This window comes from Flavobacterium sp. (genome assembly GCF_046296355.1).
Taxonomy (GTDB): Bacteria; Bacteroidota; Bacteroidia; order Flavobacteriales; family Flavobacteriaceae; genus Flavobacterium.
In genome coordinates this window covers 54,361-72,419 of record NZ_JBKBLM010000010.1, presented here as the reverse complement: position 1 = coordinate 72,419, position 18,059 = coordinate 54,361, and the positions used below count along the sequence as shown (strand labels likewise).

The 18,059-nt window shown below is 32.1% G+C and carries 18 protein-coding genes, 1 tRNA gene and 1 pseudogene; 15 read left to right on the top strand and 5 right to left on the bottom strand.

Going from position 1 to position 18,059, the window contains the following annotated elements; genetic code table 11:
- Positions 1–248 (top strand): annotated as a pseudogene (locus ACK4HO_RS06345) (VOC family protein); the annotation flags it as partial.
- Between the two features lie 38 nt (positions 249–286).
- On the opposite strand, the gene ACK4HO_RS06340 reads toward ACK4HO_RS06345, so the two are convergent.
- Together ACK4HO_RS06340 and ACK4HO_RS06335 are read right to left on the bottom strand one after the other, a co-directional pair.
- Positions 287–931 carry a TatD family hydrolase gene (locus ACK4HO_RS06340; protein WP_409664142.1) on the bottom strand — a complete coding sequence of 215 codons (645 nt, stop codon included), beginning with the start codon at positions 929–931 and terminating at the stop codon, positions 287–289.
- On the bottom strand, positions 931–1,518 hold the full coding sequence (locus ACK4HO_RS06335; RefSeq protein ID WP_409664140.1) for a DUF1684 domain-containing protein: 588 nt from the start codon (positions 1,516–1,518) through the stop codon (positions 931–933). The genes ACK4HO_RS06340 and ACK4HO_RS06335 overlap by 1 nt, the downstream gene beginning before the upstream one ends.
- A 105-nt stretch (positions 1,519–1,623) precedes the next feature.
- Between ACK4HO_RS06335 and ACK4HO_RS06330 the strand changes: the two genes are divergently transcribed.
- From ACK4HO_RS06330 to ACK4HO_RS06315, 4 genes are all read left to right on the top strand, one after another.
- Entirely contained in the window at positions 1,624–2,847 is a 1,224-nt protein-coding gene (locus ACK4HO_RS06330) for an MDR family MFS transporter (protein WP_409664138.1), read from the top strand.
- Between the two features lie 135 nt (positions 2,848–2,982).
- The gene (locus ACK4HO_RS06325; protein ID WP_409664136.1) at positions 2,983–3,342 is read left to right on the top strand and encodes a BlaI/MecI/CopY family transcriptional regulator; all 360 of its coding nucleotides are present in this window, start codon (positions 2,983–2,985) and stop codon (positions 3,340–3,342) included.
- 1 nt (position 3,343) lies between these two features.
- Positions 3,344–5,224, top strand: a complete 1,881-nt coding sequence (locus tag ACK4HO_RS06320) for a M56 family metallopeptidase (protein WP_409664135.1) — start codon at positions 3,344–3,346, stop codon at positions 5,222–5,224.
- A gap of 150 nt (positions 5,225–5,374) precedes the next feature.
- Positions 5,375–5,515 carry an SsrA-binding protein gene (locus ACK4HO_RS06315; RefSeq protein WP_409664133.1) on the top strand — a complete coding sequence of 47 codons (141 nt, stop codon included), beginning with the start codon at positions 5,375–5,377 and terminating at the stop codon, positions 5,513–5,515.
- Here the strand turns inward: ACK4HO_RS06315 and ACK4HO_RS06310 are convergent.
- Positions 5,512–6,024, bottom strand: coding sequence for an adenine phosphoribosyltransferase (locus ACK4HO_RS06310; protein ID WP_409664131.1), 513 nt, complete (start codon positions 6,022–6,024; stop codon positions 5,512–5,514). The genes ACK4HO_RS06315 and ACK4HO_RS06310 overlap by 4 nt on opposite strands.
- A gap of 70 nt (positions 6,025–6,094) precedes the next feature.
- On the opposite strand from ACK4HO_RS06310, the gene ACK4HO_RS06305 reads away from it, so the two are divergent.
- The 9 genes from ACK4HO_RS06305 (at position 6,095) to ACK4HO_RS06265 (ending at position 14,669) form a co-directional block, all read left to right on the top strand.
- Positions 6,095–6,168, top strand: a tRNA-Arg gene (locus tag ACK4HO_RS06305).
- A gap of 234 nt (positions 6,169–6,402) precedes the next feature.
- Positions 6,403–7,110, top strand: a complete 708-nt coding sequence (locus ACK4HO_RS06300; protein WP_409664129.1) for a hypothetical protein — start codon at positions 6,403–6,405, stop codon at positions 7,108–7,110.
- A gap of 83 nt (positions 7,111–7,193) precedes the next feature.
- On the top strand, positions 7,194–7,424 hold the full coding sequence (locus ACK4HO_RS06295) for an excisionase family DNA-binding protein (protein ID WP_409664127.1): 231 nt from the start codon (positions 7,194–7,196) through the stop codon (positions 7,422–7,424).
- Positions 7,425–7,426: 2 nt separating this feature from the next.
- Positions 7,427–7,597 (top strand): hypothetical protein, encoded by a 171-nt coding sequence (locus ACK4HO_RS06290; protein WP_409664125.1) that lies wholly within the window; start codon positions 7,427–7,429, stop codon positions 7,595–7,597.
- A 100-nt stretch (positions 7,598–7,697) separates the two neighbouring features.
- Positions 7,698–8,069 (top strand): hypothetical protein, encoded by a 372-nt coding sequence (locus ACK4HO_RS06285; protein ID WP_409664124.1) that lies wholly within the window; start codon positions 7,698–7,700, stop codon positions 8,067–8,069.
- Between the two features lie 174 nt (positions 8,070–8,243).
- Positions 8,244–8,897, top strand: coding sequence for a hypothetical protein (locus ACK4HO_RS06280; RefSeq protein ID WP_409664122.1), 654 nt, complete (start codon positions 8,244–8,246; stop codon positions 8,895–8,897).
- Positions 8,898–8,950: 53 nt separating this feature from the next.
- Positions 8,951–9,646 (top strand): hypothetical protein, encoded by a 696-nt coding sequence (locus ACK4HO_RS06275; RefSeq protein ID WP_409664120.1) that lies wholly within the window; start codon positions 8,951–8,953, stop codon positions 9,644–9,646.
- A 437-nt stretch (positions 9,647–10,083) separates the two neighbouring features.
- Positions 10,084–13,947: a hypothetical protein gene (locus ACK4HO_RS06270; protein ID WP_409664118.1), complete on the top strand. Its 3,864-nt coding sequence runs from the start codon at positions 10,084–10,086 to the stop codon at positions 13,945–13,947.
- 92 nt (positions 13,948–14,039) lie between these two features.
- Positions 14,040–14,669 (top strand): SOS response-associated peptidase, encoded by a 630-nt coding sequence (locus ACK4HO_RS06265; protein WP_409664116.1) that lies wholly within the window; start codon positions 14,040–14,042, stop codon positions 14,667–14,669.
- 95 nt (positions 14,670–14,764) lie between these two features.
- Here ACK4HO_RS06265 and ACK4HO_RS06260 read toward each other — a convergent pair whose 3' ends face one another.
- Complete coding sequence (locus ACK4HO_RS06260) at positions 14,765–15,607, bottom strand: hypothetical protein (RefSeq protein WP_409664113.1); 843 nt, start codon at positions 15,605–15,607, stop codon at positions 14,765–14,767.
- Positions 15,608–16,007: 400 nt separating this feature from the next.
- A complete protein-coding gene (locus ACK4HO_RS06255; RefSeq protein ID WP_409664110.1) occupies positions 16,008–16,784 on the bottom strand; it encodes an XRE family transcriptional regulator in 777 nt (258 codons plus the stop codon).
- Positions 16,785–16,882: 98 nt separating this feature from the next.
- Between ACK4HO_RS06255 and dinB the strand changes: the two genes are divergently transcribed.
- Complete coding sequence (gene dinB / locus ACK4HO_RS06250) at positions 16,883–18,058, top strand: DNA polymerase IV (protein ID WP_409664108.1); 1,176 nt, start codon at positions 16,883–16,885, stop codon at positions 18,056–18,058.
- Position 18,059 lies beyond the last annotated feature (1 nt).

The window sequence follows — 18,059 nt, the reverse complement described above, 5'->3', positions numbered from 1 at the left end:
GAAAATCAAACTCGCTTATAGGCAGTGATGTAGGAGAACAATTTATGAATGAAGAATTGGTAACCGGCAACCGATATACCATTTCAATAACTGCCGAGAGCCGAGAAGAAGCCAACAAACTTTATAATGGTCTTTCGGCAGGCGGAGTGGTTGAAATGCCTTTAGAAGACAGTCAGTTAGGTTCTTGTTTTGCCATGTTTGCCGATCAATTCGGTATACAGTGGATGCTAAGTTTTGACCCGAATTAGTAGTTTGCATCATCCTTACTTTGGTAAAGAAAATAATCTTATCCAAAAACTTTTTCCCAATTATCAACTATTTGCGTTTGCAATGCCTCAATAGTCATTTCTTTATACTGAGCCGCTAAAGTGTAAACTTCCTCCAGAGTTTCTTCAATGGTATCGGTTTCGAGAAAGAATCGGTCATTGGGAACCGAAAGAAATACCGATTTCAATTCAGGATTTCTTAAAAGATATTTGCCAAAAGACAAATAGAAACCATTGTCAATCATTTGCTGAGCCACTTGCTCATTCTTAGAAAACCCGTGAAGAATAATGGGAACCGAAATATTTAAGCGGTTTTTGATTTCTACTAATTCCTGATAAGCGGCAACCAAGTGTAACACCAATGGTTTTTGGTATTTTTCCGCTAAGGCGATTTGCTTTTCAAATACTGCTGTTTGCAAAGCCATCGGTATGTCGATTCGCTTGTCTAAACCACATTCGCCGAGTGCCAAACATTCGGGCAGTTGTAATTTGGTCTCCATGAATTGCAGATCGCTTTCCAACCGACTTTCGTTTATATGCCAAGGATGAATCCCAATGGAATACTGCGGAATGCCATCGACAAACTCCCACGGATATTGGTTCACCAATTCAAAAGTATTGGCGTCATTGGTAAATTTATGGGTATGTAAATTATAGAAAGACATTAGTCGTGAAACTTCTTAACTCCGGCTAAGACTTCAATATTCAAATCATTTTCTAAAGGAACAATCGGGCAAGAATATTTGTGGTTGTAAGCACAATAAGGATTATAAGCTTTGTTGAAATCGATAGTGACTGTATTAGTTTTAGGAATGCGCATATCAATGTAGCGTCCGCCAATGTAACTTTCTTTACCACAAGTCAAATCAGAAAAAGGCAAGAATAGATAGTCTTCGTAGCCTTCTTTTTTGGTTAAATCGATATTTTGGTACAGGTTTAATTTGAAGGGTTTTCCATCGATGGTAAAAGTCAATTCGCCATATTTTACATATTCGGGCAAGCGTGTGGTAGAAGTTTTCATTTTAAATACTTTCTCCTTTGACGTTCGGATAAATTTCGCTTCTACTATAAACTTCTCGTTAATCGGAAAAAAATCCAAGCTTTTAAATACTTTGAAATCCTCATCCGTTAGTGGACTATCCTCGCGAGTTCCGTATTCTTTATTGAGGGTATCTTGGAATTCTTTTGAGGTTTCTTGAGCGTTCAGCAACAAAACATTGAACAATAACAAGAGGGAAAGTATTTTTTTCATGGGTTACTTTTTAACAAAAATAGTATAAAAATTGTTTGCAAACTCAGAAACTTGGTGACTCAATAACTCCGTAACTTTGTAACTTTACATGATCAATCACCCATCATGCTTAAAACCGCTTTCCAACGCTATATTGATAACTTCAAAGGCTTTTCCAGAGAGATTTGGATACTGACCATGATTACCTTTATCAATCGTGCTGGTACTATGGTTTTGCCATTTTTATCCAAATATTTAAAAGAAGATTTGGGTTTCAGTTACAGTCAAGTCGGTTGGATTATGGTTTGTTTTGGTGTTGGCTCTATGCTCGGTTCGTGGCTTGGCGGAAAGCTTTCGGACAAAATAGGTTTTTACCGAATCATGATTTTTAGTTTGCTCACCAGCGGTTTGATGTTTTTTGTGATTCAATACATCACTAGTTTTATCGGACTTTGCATCAGCATGTTTGCCATTATGACAGTGGCTGATATGTATCGCCCGGCAATGTTTGTCTCCATTGGAGCCTATGCAAAACCTGAAAACAGAACGCGTGCGCTAACTTTAGTTCGTTTAGCCATTAACTTAGGTTTTGCGGCCGGACCGGCAATGGGCGGATTGATCATTATGAATATTGGGTATCGTGGTTTATTTTGGGCGGATGGAATTACCTGTATCGTGGCAATTCTAATCTTTTGGCTCAAAGTAAAAGAAAAGAAAAAATCGGCTTTCACCGATAAAGAACATCCGGGTGAAGTGTTGACGCATTCGGTTTTTAAAGACAAACCGTTTTGGCTGTTTTTGTTTACTTGTTTGGTTTCAGGGGTTTTGTTTTTCCAAGTCTTTACTACTATTCCGTTATACCATAGAGAACAATTTGATTTATCTGAATTCCAAACCGGATTATTACTGACCATGAATGGTGTTTTGGTTTTTTTCTGCGAAATGGCCATTGTTAGTTATGTAGAAAGAAAGAAAATCAACAAAGTCAAAGTGGTTGCATTTGGTTGTTTTTTGATGGCGATAAGTATGTATTTGATGCTGATTAACACTTGGGTAGGCATCTTAACCATTATGATGCTCTTTATGACCTTTGCCGAAATGTTTGCTTTTCCTTTTTCAAATTCGGTTGCTTTGAGTCGCGCCCCAAAAGGTCACGAAGGTCGTTATATGGCTATTTATACTATGAGTTTTAGTTTGGCGCATATACTTAGTGCCAAATTAGGAATGGAAATCATTCAGCATTATGGTTATCAAATCAATTGGTTCTTTATGGGCATGCTTGGACTTGTTGGAACTGCCTGTGGTTATTGGGTTTTTAAACTGATACAAGCCGAACATAAAACACTATAATACAATTATTTAAAGGATTCTCTACTCTTTAATCCTTAAAATTTAGTTAAATAACTATAAATATAGTTGCGTAACTAGAAAAATAGTTATAGGTTTGTTTTGTCAATTCAGATAAACAGTTTAAAAGAAATCATCATGCAAAAGTTAACCAATAAGGAAGAAGAGATTATGCAAATCTTGTGGAAGCTCAAAAAAGCTTTCGTCAAAGAAGTCTTAGCTGAAATCACCGAAGACCAGCCACACTATAATACACTTTCGACCATCATCAGAAACTTGGAAGAAAAAGGATTTGTGGGTCACAATGCCTTTGGAAACACGCATCAATACTTCCCTATCGTTAAAATGGAAGACTACAGAAAACGCTTTATGAATACGGCTATTGACAATTATTTCAACAGTTCGTATAAAAATTTGGTTTCCTTTTTTGCCGAAGAAGAGAAAATTTCGGCTAAGGAATTGAGAGAGATTTTAGCCATTATTGAGAAAAAGGAATAATATGGAAGCACTTTTCATCTATCTTTTGAAGTCGAGCGGATTAATCGCTGTGTTTTATTTGGCCTATCATTTTTTGGTGCGCAAAGAAACATTTTTCAACAGTAACCGTTGGTTTTTAATCACAGGTTTGTTCACTTCACTCCTATTACCACTGTTTTCAATTAAGAAAATTGTGTATGTCGAAAGACCAAAAATCAACTTAGAAGATTTGGTTGCCTATGCCAATACAACTACAGTTCCTCAACAAGTTCCGGTAACGGAAACCTTTGATTGGATGCAAATTATTTGGATGGGCTATATCTTAATTGCGTTGTTTTTACTGACTAAGATTATCATTAATTTTATTTCGCTTTTTCAAATGCTTTATCAACAACAAAAAGTTAAAAATGAAAGCTTTACGCTGGTCGATTTAAACCATGACATTGCTCCTTTTTCGTTCTTTAATTATATTGTTTTTAATTCGTCATTGTATACCCAAGAAGAGTTGCAGAGCATTCTTTTGCACGAAAAAGTCCACAGCCAAGAGAAACATTCTTTTGATGTGATGGTCGCTAAAATTTTCTGTATCCTATTTTGGTTCAATCCGTTTGTTTGGTTGTACAAAAAAGCCATTATTCAAAATTTAGAATACATCGCCGACCAAAAAGCGGTGCAACAATTACAAGACCCAAAAGTGTATCAAAGAGCACTTTTAAAAGCAATTTCTCATCAAAACTGCTTATCAATCACTAATAATTTTTATCAATCATTAATCAAAAAACGAATCGTTATGTTAAACACAAATCAATCCCAAAAAAGAAATTCTTGGAAGTACGCTTTAGTAATTCCAGCCTTAATCGGTTTTGTAGTTCTGTTCCAAATCAAGACTATTGCCCAAGAAAGAGAATCCGATATTCAATTGGCCAAATCATTGCAACACCGCGAAGAAATTCGGTTAGTAATTGATAAAAATGCCACAGAAGCCGAATTAAAAGAAGAAGCCAAAAGATTAAAAGAAAAACACGGCATCACTTTAAAATGCTCGAAAATCAAGCGAAATGCCAATGGTGAAATCACTGGAATCAAAGTAGAATACAAAGACAAAAACGGTAACAAAGGCGTTTCACAAGTTGACGGTAAAGAACCGATTGCGCCTATACATTTTTATAAAAACAATGAAGCTATCGGGTTTGGCAGACCTAAAAATTTTAAAATGTATGCCAATGTTCCGGGAGTACATGGCGAACAAAGTGAAGACTTTATTTTCAACTTCAATGACAGTTTGCCGAACATGAGTGATTTCAACTTTGATTTCGATATAGCAATACCGGAAATGCCGGAAATGCCCGAAATGCCTGAGATGCCTGAGATGCCGGAAATGCCTGAGATGCCAGAAGCACCTGAAGCCCCGGAAATGGACTGGGAAAATCTGCAAGAATCAAAAATCATCATCAAAAAAGGAGACAAAAAGCCTACGGTAATCGTTAATGGTAAAGTATTGTCTGACGACGCTGAAATTAAAAAAGCATTAAAAGATGCCGGTGCGAAAGGCCAATACAGTATTACCGTTGACAGTGAAGACGGTAAAGAAAGCCGCGTGATGATTAACGGTAAAGATATGAGCAAATTCAGTGCAGATGCCATGGCTAATGTCAGAGTGCAAATGGGCAAACAAAAAGAGGTTCTTAAAAAAGAAATGGCTCGTGCCAGAGAAGAAATGGAAAGAGCCCGACCTGAGATAGAACGCGCCAAAAGAGAAATAGAACTTTCCAAACCTGAAATCGAAAGAGCCAAAGCCGAGATGGAACAAGCCAGAGCCGAAATGATTAAGGCCAGAGAAGAAATGCAAAAAGCCAAGGCTGAATTAGACAAAGCCAGAGAAGAGCTCAAAAAAACAAAATAAAGCTTTTCAACCATGATGACATTTATCACTACAATCGCCATGGCGATAGCAACTTGGTTGAGCAAATAAAATAGAGTGCTTAAAGTAAATACCCAACATAAAACCGTCATTTCGACGGTTTTTTTTATTTTTGCAGCAAATAGAATGGAGATGTATAAAATCTTGGCCCAACTCAACAAACTACTCTTACCCAGCTTTACCAAGCGCGGCTTAGATTTGGCGAAAGCCAAAAAGTGGCAAATGGCTATTATAGCTTGGCGTTATTATGTAACTACGAAAGCATTAGATTAATAAGTCAGCGCCGCAAAGAGTTCTTTTCCGGCCAATTTTTGACGACCGTTGAGGAAGGTTATTTCCATCAAAAAGTTTACTTGCACAATTTCGCCACCTAATCTTTCGACCAATTCGCAAACCGCTTTAGCTGTTCCTCCGGTGGCCAAAACATCATCATGTATTAATATCTTGTCGCCTTTTTGAATGGCATCTACATGAATTTCCAACGAATCGGAACCGTATTCTAAATCATAAGAAGCCGAAATAGTCTGATATGGTAATTTCTTGGGTTTGCGAACCGGAATAAAACCGGCATTCAATGCTTCCGCCAATAATATACCAAAGAAAAAACCACGGCTTTCAACTCCGATTACTTTGTCAATTTTTTTGTCTTTAATTTGAGAAAGTAAAATAGTCAAACATTCATTCCTGGCTTTGGAATCCAACAATAGCGGTGTGATGTCTTTAAATCGAATTCCTTCTTTGGGAAAATCCTGTACCTCACGTATATACTTTTCTAATGACATTTTTTTTAGGTTTTAAATCAATTTTGGTTTGCAAGTTATACAAATATAACTATATTTGCACCCACAAAAAGGCCTCGTGGCGCAACTGAATAGCGCATCTGATTACGGCTCAGAAGGTTACTGGTTTGAATCCAGTCGAGGTCACTCTTATCATCCCGAAACACTTGATATTCAAGGTTTCGGGATTTTTTTATATCTTAGCGTGACTTTTTTGTGACCAAAATTTTTGATATGCCAATATATACAAATGGAACAATATTTCCACTATATAGATTTTATTTTTATGATCAGCTAGAATTTAGGACGATTGAAGATATTTATAAATTTTCCAAATTGGACATTTATTTCCAGAAAGATTACTTTCATAATATCAAGACAATGAAAGCACAAGATTTATTTGAATTTAGTGCCATTATAACTCCTAAGATATTATTTAGTTCCCAATTCAAATTACTTTCACTAAGTGATATAATTTCAGATTCAATTGAAAATAAGAATCGATATTTAGCTCTAATGAATTGTAGACTTGAATTAATGAAAATTATTATCGAAATTAAAAAGTACAATAATGACCCAATTGATGAAACAAAAATTATCAAATTCATGACTGAATTAATAGTTTTTATTTATAAATACTTTTATATTCAATTAGCGTCGGTAATTTATAGTAATACAGAAGAATCTAAAGACGTTATGGATTTTTTATTATATAATAAACGATATCAAAATTATATAGAAGATTTGCAAAATAAAAATTATAACTATTTAACTGAAGATTCGAAGAGGAATTTTGTTAAATCATATGAAAATTCATTTAGAACAGAGGATGTTCAATTGGTTAAAAAATCATCTGATGAACTTCTGCACCTATCGAATTATGCGAATGCAAAAAAAAAATTAAATAGCATTATTGAAAAACATGTTCAATTTGATAAACCAATATCTAAAAATAAAGAAAATAAAGCACTCATCCCATTTTTTAAATTAATTACTGTTCCGATTTTCTATCCTGAGTTAAAGGATTTACAATTGAATGACCCAGTACTAATTACAAGATTTAAAAAAATCAGAGCTAGTTTACAGTAGGAAAAAAAACACAACCAAAAAGTCCCATTTTTTAATTTTAAAATTAAAAATGGGACTTTTTGCATTTCAATATATCAGGACATTTGAAAAAAGTTACAAACAATAAAGCTATGGTATCCGGAAATAAAGTAGAAAAATACTTAAGTAGACATGAAGCAGCTTCTTTTTTACGTGTCTCCGCTAAAACAATCGATCGCTTAATTCGCGACAATAGAATAAAGGCTTTTCGACTTGGACGCCGAGTACTAGTTTATTCAGAAACCTTAACCGAAGAGTATTTGCTATCTATTAAACCGAAATTTAAAAATAAATAATTATGGAAAATTTAAACAACAATCCGATTTTGCTTAATCAGCAATATGAAGTCGAAAATATTCATTTACAAAAATCAGCAACTTTCAATTTTTGGGCATTGGTATTAGTTAGCGCATGTGTTTTTGCTCTGTATGGAATAAATAATTATAAATCTAAAGAGAAGAAAGCATAAAAGTTTGATACGTTACTGGAGCTTTTTAAATAATGATTAAATGCTAATCGCCACGAAATGTTTCGCCTCAAAAGCATTTTAAAATTAATTAATACGATTAATGATGAAAGAAGAAAATAAAATTAGACACTGTTTATATTCCGGTGAGCCATTCCTGCCTAGAAGGAACAACCAAATATTTGCTTCAAGAAAAAATAGAATTGCCTATCATAATGATATAAGCAACAAACTCAGAAATGACCTGAAGTTGGCCAACAAACATCTTATGACTAATTACAAAATCTGTATTGAAGTATTAAACGGAAAAAAAAATGTAACTGTTCACAGAGAATTCTTGAAAGGAAAAGGTTTTGATTTCCGTTACATAACAAATTTGAGAGATAACAGCACGAAAACTGCCTACGCTTTTGCAATTTATGATGCTTCTTTTGAAAAGATTGATGAAAATAATTATTTGATAACAAAGCTATGATAGATATTGATTTTGAAAATATTCATCCCATTCCGGAAAGTAAATTGAAATTGGTTGAGATTACAAATGTCTCGAAAATTAGAATTGAAAATAAGACTATGAAAGTAATGTTCATTGTGCTTTCCTGTTCAGTTTTAATTTATGGTATAACTCATTTTTTTAAAAATATAAAAAATGCTGAAAAACGTAAATGAAAAGGGATTTTTAAAATTGTCAAAGAATATTTTGGAGTGGCAATGGTATACTGATTCCAATGTTTCACGTCTATTTCTTCATATTTTATTGAAAGCAAACTTTAAACCGCATAATTGGCAAGGTCACGAAATTAACATCGGTGAATTTATTACCTCGATTGATAGGTTACATGTAGAACTTAATATTTCGGTCCAGTCAATTAAAACCGCATTGAGTAAGTTAGAGAGAACTAATTATATAGCTATTAAACCAACAAACCGTTTTACATTAATCAAGCTTTTATCTTCGGACGTTTTTTCTATTGAACATTTTGCAAGTAACAAGCCACTTAACTATCAATTAGATAACAATCAACAAACAAGTAACAATCAATCAACAACAACTAATAAAGAAATAGATAAAATAGATTTTGAAGAAAGAATAAATATTTTTCAAAATGAAGTTTTAAAATTTAATAATCAATTTTCTAATGAAGTTTTAACTGATTTCTTTAATTATTATTCACAGAAAAATTCGCAAACCGACCGCGCAAAATTTGAAGAGGATAAGTATTGGGATACTGAAAAAAGGCTTAAAACTTGGAAATTATATCCAAAACCTAAGGATTCTAAAAAATTCACAAAAAACCGTTAATAATTTATAAGATGAGCATTGAAAAAATAGTAAATCAAATAAAACATCAAACCATGAAAAACAAACCATTTTTACAACCACTGATTCATAAAGAGACAATAACTCCTTTGGAAATGAATGATTTTCATCTCATTTTTAGTAAAACTTTCAAATTGATAAACAAAAGAAATTTTGAATTTACCGAGGAATCAAAAAACTTATACAATACACTAGTTCATTATTTTTATGGAATGGATGACTTTTACGAATCTCCCTGTCTGATTAAAGATAAAAATAATCCATCACTAGATAAAGGACTGATTATAATTGGAAATCCGGGAGTAGGAAAATCTGCGATATTAAAAACTTTTGAATATATCTTTTGGAATTTGTGCATCTTTAACCCAAATTTCAGTTTTAAAATGATATCCGCAAATGATATGGTTTCTCAATTTGAATCATTGCAAAACCCCTTGGAAAGAAAAGAATTCAATTCTTTGATGGGAAAAGCTTTCAAATGCTTTGATGATCTAAAAAGTGAAAGAGAGGCATCGAATTTTGGAAAGGTAAATGTAATGAAGGAAGTTCTGTTCAATAGGTATGATAATGAAAGTAGGACAATCATAACTTGCAATTATGACGATAACTTTCCTGATGATTATGAAAAATCTCTAGATGAATTTGGTATAAAATATGATAGCAGAATTTACGATAGAATTTTTGAAATGTTTAATATAATTGAAGTTAAGGGAAAAAGTTTTCGGAGGTAGCCGAGTACTCATAATTTGCAAGTTTTCAAACTTCATTTGATGTTTATTATAACGTATTAACATAAATTAAAACATATCAATGTTTTTTTAAACAACTTTAAGTTGATAAAATCTTCAAATTTTACTATGATATTCTTACATATTTCACTGTAATTGACTAATTTGGTAATCTAAAGAAATTAGTACCAAATGGCATTATTAAAAGCTTTTATCAACTTAAAGTTGTTATTTGAAACAATAATTGATAATCCGGGAGTGTTAATGTCTTTTTTTCTAACCATTAATATTTCAGAAATTTAGTAAGCCACGGAAAATTGGTCAATAGATTAAAAACAAACTTCAAAAACATAACATTGGTTTTTTTAACACTTAGTTCAAAGCTTTATAAAAAAAGGGTTGTTTGTTAACAACACTCTACGAAATTGAATAAGAATATTATGAGCAGACTCCAAACGATAGAAAATAGGCTGAAAGAAATAAACGGAACTGTTTTTCAAGAGCTTTGTGATAGTTATTTAATTTTAAGAGACAATAATTACTTGGCTATATCTAGAACAGGAAGCCAAACAGGAAAACAAAAGACAACAAAAGGAACTCCTGACACATTCTTTCAATTGCCAAACGGCAACTTCTTATATTCAGAAATTACAACTGATACAAGTACAAAAAACAAGTTAGCTAATGATATAAAAGCTTGTTTTGACCCAGATAAGACAAAAATACCTATTGATAAAATTCAAGAAATCGTACTTTGTTTCAATTGGAACATAGATCAAGAGAAAATAACTGAATTAAATACATTAGCCCAAAGTTTTAAAGCTGATATTAGAATTCGCTATTTAATGTTGCAAGAATTAGCGTTAGAACTTCATTTAAATCATAGAGATTTAGCCCATCATTATTTAGGCTTGCCATTAGATACAGGTCAAATTATTTCAATTGACAACTTTATCAAAGAGTATGATAGAGCGTCAAAAGGTATTGCTACTCCTTTGAACAATAAATTCTTGCATAGGGAAACAGAATTAGAACAATTAAGCAATGCAATAGATAGTCACGACTTTATAATACTTACAGGAGCTCCTGGAGTTGGAAAAACAAAGTTAGCGATTGAAACCATCAACAATTATTTAGTAAACAATGAAACGTATCAAGCATATTGTGTTTCATATAAGAGTCATACTTTGCTTGAGGACTTGTATCAATATTTTGATGTAGAAAAAGACTATTTACTTTTTGTTGATGATGCAAACAGGATTGATGCATTTGAGCAAATAACAGGCTTTTTTAAGGCTAATAGAAATGGTAATCTTAAAATAATAATTACTGTAAGAGATTATGCGTTTCAAGAAATCGGAAGGAAATGCCAAGAGTTCTCAACTCAAAGAATAGACTTGCAAAAGCTAAAAGATGAACAAATTATTGATATAATAAAATCTGAACCCTTTGAAATTTTAAACCCTGATTATCATAAAGAAATAGTTCGAATCTCAGATGGTAATCCAAGATTAGCAATAATGACTTCCCTTTTGGCAAAAAAGGAACAAAACTTATATGCTTTACATGATGTTTCCGATTTATTTGAAAAGTATTTTTCAACTTTCATCAAAGATGATGACGAGTTTGAAAATCCCATAAATATTAGATGTCTTGGAATTATTGCTTTCTTTTACACTATTCCGTATAAGAATAAAGAAGTAACAGAATCAATTTTAGAAAATTTTGATATTTCATACAGTGATTTTATAGATACTATTGACAAACTTGACAAGTTGGAGTTGGCAGAAATACAATTTGAACACGTAAAAGTCCCTGAACAAAATCTTGCTACTTTTTTCTTTTACAAAGCGTTTATAAAAGACAACTTACTTTCTTTTCAAGTTCTGCTAAACAACTATTTTGAAAATTATCAAAGTAGATTTACAGACAGTATAATTCCTGCGAATAATACATTTGGCCCACAAAATGTAATGGACAAAATTAAACCTAAGTTAGTTGAATATTGGAGCTTAGTTCGAATCAACAGTGAAAAGTCTTTTAATTTTCTCAATTCATTTTGGTTTTATTTACAAGACCAAACTTTAGAATTCACATATAAGTACATAGAAACATTTCCGAAAATTGAAGAAACCAAATATGATACTTCTTATGAAAATAATCAATTCAATTATGACAAGGATAATATAATAGAATTACTAGGTAATTTTTTTCGTCTTAATACTAACTCTTTAAAAGATTCAATTGAATTGTTGTTCGAATATGTAACCAGAAATCCATTTAAATTGCCGGAACTTATTCATAAAATTAGAGAATTATTAATTTTCGATAGAGATGATGAACATTTTGATTTTTATAGACAAAAAACTCTTTTCGATATATTAATAAATGGTCTAAACAAAGATGATGAATTGCTTTCAACATCATTTTATGAACTTTCAAAAACTTTCTTATCCTATCAATTTCAACAATTTAAAGGAGGTAGAAATAATAGTTTTATTCACTATCAATATCCAATTCCTAACAATAATACTATACAAGAATTTAGAACGAAAATATGGGATTCATTAGATAAAAATTTTGAATCTCGTCCTGAAATGGCTTTTAGATTATTAAAGAATTATTCGCGAGTTCACCCCGATGTAAATAATGAAATAATGGAGTTTGACATTCCATTTGTTCTCAATATTATAGGTAATCATTTAAAAAATGAAAATTTTGAACATTGTAAATATGTTCAAGACCAAATTAGGTGGTTTAAAAGACACAAATTCAATTTACCTGAGTTCTCAAACTTCACCAACAAATTTGTTAATGAAACTTACATATCATTCTTAAAATTAGATTGGGATAGATTTAGAGATCAGGATATGTATGATTTTGATGATTTTCGAGAATATGAACGATTAAAAGAGGCAGAAATAAGAAGCTCATTTATATTAACCAATGAGGGTGAAATCAATAACTTTTACAATACTTTCATACTATTAAGAAATTTAGCGGACAACAATTGGAATTATAACAATGCACTAGATTTTGTTATAGATGAAAATTGTTCAAGAGACTTAAATATCGGTCTTGCATTATTGAAAAAAATAATTGAAGAAGGAAATGAAGTTAGTTATGTTCCAAGAGTTGTTTTTAGAAATCAGTTGAAAGTTGCTAATACAGCTAACAACATTTGGAATATTTTCCATACTAACCGCTTTATTAAGAATAATTTAAATGGTATTTTAAGTAACATCAAAAAGTTTTGGTTTATATTATCTGATAATAATTACAGATTTTCAAGATCATTGAAAAAATATAAACTACCCCAGCAAAAGAAGTTTAATCTTAAAGAATTATGGGAGTTATCATTTTATGATTACATAGACGATTCATTAATCAATAAAAGCCTATCTAACTCATTAGTTGAAACAATTTCAAAAATGGAAAACTCTAATACAATTCATTTTGACAGACTTGAACGTTTTTTAAAAGTATCTCCAAACTTATTTTATATAATTTTAAAAACTATTACAGAAAAAAATGAAAGAGAAGATACTCAATTACGAGTTTGTATGGACTTTTTCAGTAAACATTTTGATAACCTTGGTGATGACATTGAGTTAATAAAAAAAGCTTATATCCAACAAAACCTTATTCAAAATCATTTTGACTACCAAGGACTAGGAATTCTAGAAATACTAAAAGTTGATAAAAATTTCTTAATAGAATTTGTTGAAAGTTTATATTCAGCAACTAACAGACATAGTCTTGGAGGCGACCACAGTGATATGAGCTATGTTTGGTATATAGAAAACATAGAGGAGACATTAATTCAAGTATTCGATTTAGTAATTGAAAAAGACGTGTATTTTGGTATTTTGGAGCATTATTGTAACGTTTTCTTTAGAAACCAAAAAGAAGAAGGACTAAAAAAAAGAGCGGATGATTTTATTAGACAATACGTAATTGACAATAATCACGATTATAAAAAAATGCAAATCGTTGTTGACCTCATAAGACATTCAAGAAAAGTATTATTTGAAGAAATATTCCTATTATTTATTTCATTAAATCAGGATAAAGAAACTTTCAGTAGATTAATGTGGAGAGGAAACGGTGGAACATATTCAGGTGATGTAATTATTGGAGATATTCAAGCTTCAGAATGGAGAAATTTATTGGAAATAGCTAATAAATCAGCTGTAGGAATAAAGTTGATTCCAATAAAAAACTATATAACCGAACAGATTGAATCTTGTTTAAGAAGCGGAGATTGGGAAAGACAGCGAAAGTTTTTGAGAAAAGATTATTGAAAAGCTATAAAAAAGGAAAAAAAGTACTTATCGTATTTTAACAATCTATAATTTTCATAAAGATTTTTTAAAAAAGTAAAATATAATTCATCATGTGCTTCTACACCCAACAAGGCAAAACAGCCGCTGAACTTACAGACTTCTATAACCGTGATATTGATGATTCCGGAAACTTGCTACAATCTGATTTCATAAATGGATTCAGCTATCCCAACTTGCCAATCGTACTCGACAGTAAACCAGACATAATAACAACCAATTTCACTTGGGGATTACTACCAACAAACAGAGATAAAGATTTTAGGAAAAGCACTTTAAACGCACGTGTTGAAACACTAGAAGATAAAGTATCTTTTGCTCCTTCAATTAACAACCGGTGTTTAGTGATAGTATCTGCTTATTTCGATTGGCACTGGAACGACCCGGCAGGTAAATCAAAAAGAAAATATATTATACATTCTACAGTTGATGAAATATTCTATTTGGCTGGAATATACAATACTTGGCATGATAAAAATGGTGAAACTTGGAATACTTATAGTATTGTCACAACTGAAGCCAATGACCTAATGAAATACATTCATAACCGAAAAGAAGCCGAGGGCGACCAGCGAATGCCTATCCATATTAAGCGTGAAGATGAAAGCTCATGGCTCGATGCTAAAAACCAACCATTAGATTTTGCTTATCCTAATTACAATCCAGGATTGATTGGTTTTTAAACATGCATATTTTAGAACTTATATAAATTCATAACCAATATGGTAAAACATATCGTGCAAGTAGAATCAGTTATAAATGGTTGTTAGTGACAGTTTCAATTCCTATATTGCGTTCCCCTAATTTCTTTATCTATTCTACTTTGAATAAAATTTTCTAATTCCGGATTCTGAATCTTCAATACTTCAAAATTTATTTTCTGTATATTTTTTTGATAAAAATATTCAAATGGAGTTAACATAGAGTCTATGGCAAATGAATTACTTTTAAATCTAGCCATGTCAACTAACATGTGATAAAATGTATTTACAAGAGTATACCTAGATGTAGTAGTAACAAGGTTTTCAGCATCTAACATATCTGTAAGTTCTTGTGAAAATTCCTTACTAAAACTAGGACGAAATGCATATGACCATTCTCCGTGTTGGACTTTATTTCTAATTGTAAAGTTTGGTATTAAAAATTCAGTTATTAATTTTTTCAATCTAAAGTATATCAGAACAAGTTCATTACCTAAATTTCTTCTTTGAAGTTTAATATTAACTGTTAGACAAAATTCATCACCAGCAGGAACTAATTCGTAAGCGATACAGAAAATAATGTGAAGTGTTTTATACCATTTTTGGTCCAAAGGTTGTTCTAGTAAATAATTGATTTGATTCTCACTTAAGACTTCCTTTTCGTAAAATAAGCGTTTAATACTTTCTTCAGCCCACGATACTTGTATTCCAGATAGAATTCTTGACAAAGATTTGGCTTTTTCTAAAGCTAGAATTTTATCAGCTATTGTGTCGTCAAGACTAAAAATATAATTACCTGATTTGTTTTTAGATAGATATAAAAGTTTTAGTTGATTTCGAATTTCTTCGAAACCTATTTTCAGCAACTTCATATTTGAGTTGTGATATTGAAAATACTGATATATTTCTTGTTGTGTCATATTTAAATAAAATTCCTGCCCGAAATAGATTTATTAAAGCTATCTCGGCCAGGAATCGAACCTGACTTACCGATTACTCGGTAGGATACCAATCCACGCTACTGTTGTAGATTTTAATATCGATGTAAATATAATAATTTTTAATTGTAATAACTTATAAGTTGTAAAATTGCAACTAGCTTTTAATAAGTTAGAAAAAAGGATTGATGTACTGAATGAAAAAAAGTTCGACGAGGAATTACTAACTCGCGAAGAAACCGCTAAATTGTTAAAATAAACACTACCACACTTTGGCATTGGACTAAAAAAGAAAAATTAATTGCCTATGGTATTGGTCATAGAGTTTATTATAAAAGAGGCGAAGTAATGAATGCGTTAGTAGCTTTAAAATGAAGTTAAATTACCACTTTCTTTGAATAAACTCAGTCCTTAAAGCTGAAAAATCCTGTCGTATTCCTTGCAATACATCCTTAACACTCATTACCCCTAAATCATCAGGTTCAAATTCTTGTGTGGCTATACTGCAGGCATAACGCCAAATCTCTAACACATCCGAATACAGCACTTCATAAGGTTCATAGATGGTATTATCTGAGTGAGCCATTACACTATTTTTGTCTTTCTTGTATAATCTCTTATATGACATCCCATTGTTTTTGGTGATAAGAATATAGGTCCTGCCATCTACAATATCGTTGATTCGCTCAACATATTCACCAACTACAAACGAACCTTCCTTGTGTGGTGGCATAGAATCACCGGTAACAGGAAAGGCACGATACTTTCCATTTGTCAAAAATGGCAGTGAAATACGTTGCAGACTTTCAATAAATTCAGGATCACCATACCCTGCCAAATAACCGGCTTGCGCTTTGGCGCCAACAATCTCAATTTTGTTTTCTCCATCTTTGTCAACAGTAATTGGAAGCAAGATTCGGTTCTCCTCCAATTGTATCAAATTCTCATAAGGAACACGTCTAATATCAAATGACAATAGCAAATCAATACTAACATGATAGTACCGAGAAATCTTTTGCAAACAGTCTAATGGTGGGTCAGTAAAAGCCTCATACTTAGCGTAACGTTCACGCGGAATCCTTAATTCATCCGCTATTTTTTGCTGTGTCATACCACTTTTGACACGCAAGTATCTTAGATTATCAGAAAATATAGACATGTGATTATGTGAATTTAATTCACAACAAATATAATAATATTTGGTAATATGGTTCTAATTTTGTAAAATAAATTTTCACTCCAAAATTCAAAAATAATATGTCTCGTGCCATCGTACACATGGATTTAGATACGTTTTTTGTCTCCTGCGTAAGATTAGAAAACCCGCAATTAAATGGGATTCCTCTAATAGTTGGCGGTGGCGAAAGAGGTGTCGTGGCTTCTTGTTCATATGAGGCAAGGTATTTCGGAGTCCGCTCGGCTATGCCTATAAGAATGGCCATGCAACTTTGCCCACAAGCCAAAATTGTAAAAGGAGACATGGAACTATTTTCTAAAAAATCCCATGAAGTAACCCAAATAATTGAGGAAAATTCACCTTTGGTTGAAAAAGCAAGTATTGACGAATTCTACCTTGACATTACCGGTATGGATAAATTTTACGGTTGCTATAAATGGACAAATGAATTGATACAAACCATTACGAAAGAAACAGGACTACCAATAAGTTTTGCTTTATCCGTAAATAAAACTGTTTCTAAAATTGCTACCAGTGAAGGCAAACCAAAAGGTAATCTCGAAATTCCGCAGAACATGGTACAGCCATTTCTCAATCCCTTATCAATCCGTAAAATCCCCATGGTCGGTGAAGTAACTTTCAATCTCCTTTCCAGACTCGGAATCCGAAACATCGAAAAATTATCCGAAACTCCGGCTGAAATACTTCAAAGCATGATTGGTAAAAACGGATTAGAACTATGGAAGAAAGCCAATGGAATTGATAATACACCGGTTGAACCTTATACTGAAAGAAAATCACTTTCTACTGAACACACTTATCTTCAAGACACTATTGATATTAAAAAAGTAGAATCATTGATTCTGGGTATGGTCGAAAAACTTTGCTATCAAGCACGTTCTGAACAATGGCTAGTATCAACTGTAGCTGTAAAAATTAGATACGCCAATTTTGATACCGAGAATTTGCAAAGAAAAGTGGCCTATACATCTTGTGATCATATTTTAGGAAAATTGGCTTTTGAATTATTCAATAAATTATACAATCGCCGAATGCGTATCAGATTAGTTGGAGTATCCTTCATGGGTTTGGTCAGAGGTACCTATCAGATAAACATGTTTGAAGATACTGAAGAAATGTTGGCATTATATCAGGCATTAGATAAAATGAAAAAACGTTACGGCTTTCAGGCTGTTGGTCGTGCCAATGCTATCCTAAAAAATAACAATAATTCCCGTGACAGTTTAAACCCATAAT

Bases quoted from the DNA above. Each gene is read 5' to 3' on its own strand.
- ACK4HO_RS06340 (WP_409664142.1), bottom strand. From the start codon at position 931: ATGTCTTTCTATAATTTACATACCCATAAATTTACCAATGACGCCAAT.
- ACK4HO_RS06335 (WP_409664140.1), bottom strand. From the start codon at position 1,518: ATGAAAAAAATACTTTCCCTCTTGTTATTGTTCAATGTTTTGTTGCTG.
- ACK4HO_RS06330 (WP_409664138.1), top strand. From the start codon at position 1,624: ATGCTTAAAACCGCTTTCCAACGCTATATTGATAACTTCAAAGGCTTT.
- ACK4HO_RS06325 (WP_409664136.1), top strand. From the start codon at position 2,983: ATGCAAAAGTTAACCAATAAGGAAGAAGAGATTATGCAAATCTTGTGG.
- ACK4HO_RS06320 (WP_409664135.1), top strand. From the start codon at position 3,344: ATGGAAGCACTTTTCATCTATCTTTTGAAGTCGAGCGGATTAATCGCT.
- ACK4HO_RS06315 (WP_409664133.1), top strand. From the start codon at position 5,375: ATGTATAAAATCTTGGCCCAACTCAACAAACTACTCTTACCCAGCTTT.
- ACK4HO_RS06310 (WP_409664131.1), bottom strand. From the start codon at position 6,024: ATGTCATTAGAAAAGTATATACGTGAGGTACAGGATTTTCCCAAAGAA.
- ACK4HO_RS06300 (WP_409664129.1), top strand. From the start codon at position 6,403: ATGAAAGCACAAGATTTATTTGAATTTAGTGCCATTATAACTCCTAAG.
- ACK4HO_RS06290 (WP_409664125.1), top strand. From the start codon at position 7,427: ATGGAAAATTTAAACAACAATCCGATTTTGCTTAATCAGCAATATGAA.
- ACK4HO_RS06285 (WP_409664124.1), top strand. From the start codon at position 7,698: ATGATGAAAGAAGAAAATAAAATTAGACACTGTTTATATTCCGGTGAG.
- ACK4HO_RS06280 (WP_409664122.1), top strand. From the start codon at position 8,244: ATGCTGAAAAACGTAAATGAAAAGGGATTTTTAAAATTGTCAAAGAAT.
- ACK4HO_RS06275 (WP_409664120.1), top strand. From the start codon at position 8,951: ATGAAAAACAAACCATTTTTACAACCACTGATTCATAAAGAGACAATA.
- ACK4HO_RS06270 (WP_409664118.1), top strand. From the start codon at position 10,084: ATGAGCAGACTCCAAACGATAGAAAATAGGCTGAAAGAAATAAACGGA.
- ACK4HO_RS06265 (WP_409664116.1), top strand. From the start codon at position 14,040: ATGTGCTTCTACACCCAACAAGGCAAAACAGCCGCTGAACTTACAGAC.
- ACK4HO_RS06260 (WP_409664113.1), bottom strand. From the start codon at position 15,607: ATGACACAACAAGAAATATATCAGTATTTTCAATATCACAACTCAAAT.
- ACK4HO_RS06255 (WP_409664110.1), bottom strand. From the start codon at position 16,784: ATGTCTATATTTTCTGATAATCTAAGATACTTGCGTGTCAAAAGTGGT.
- dinB (WP_409664108.1), top strand. From the start codon at position 16,883: ATGTCTCGTGCCATCGTACACATGGATTTAGATACGTTTTTTGTCTCC.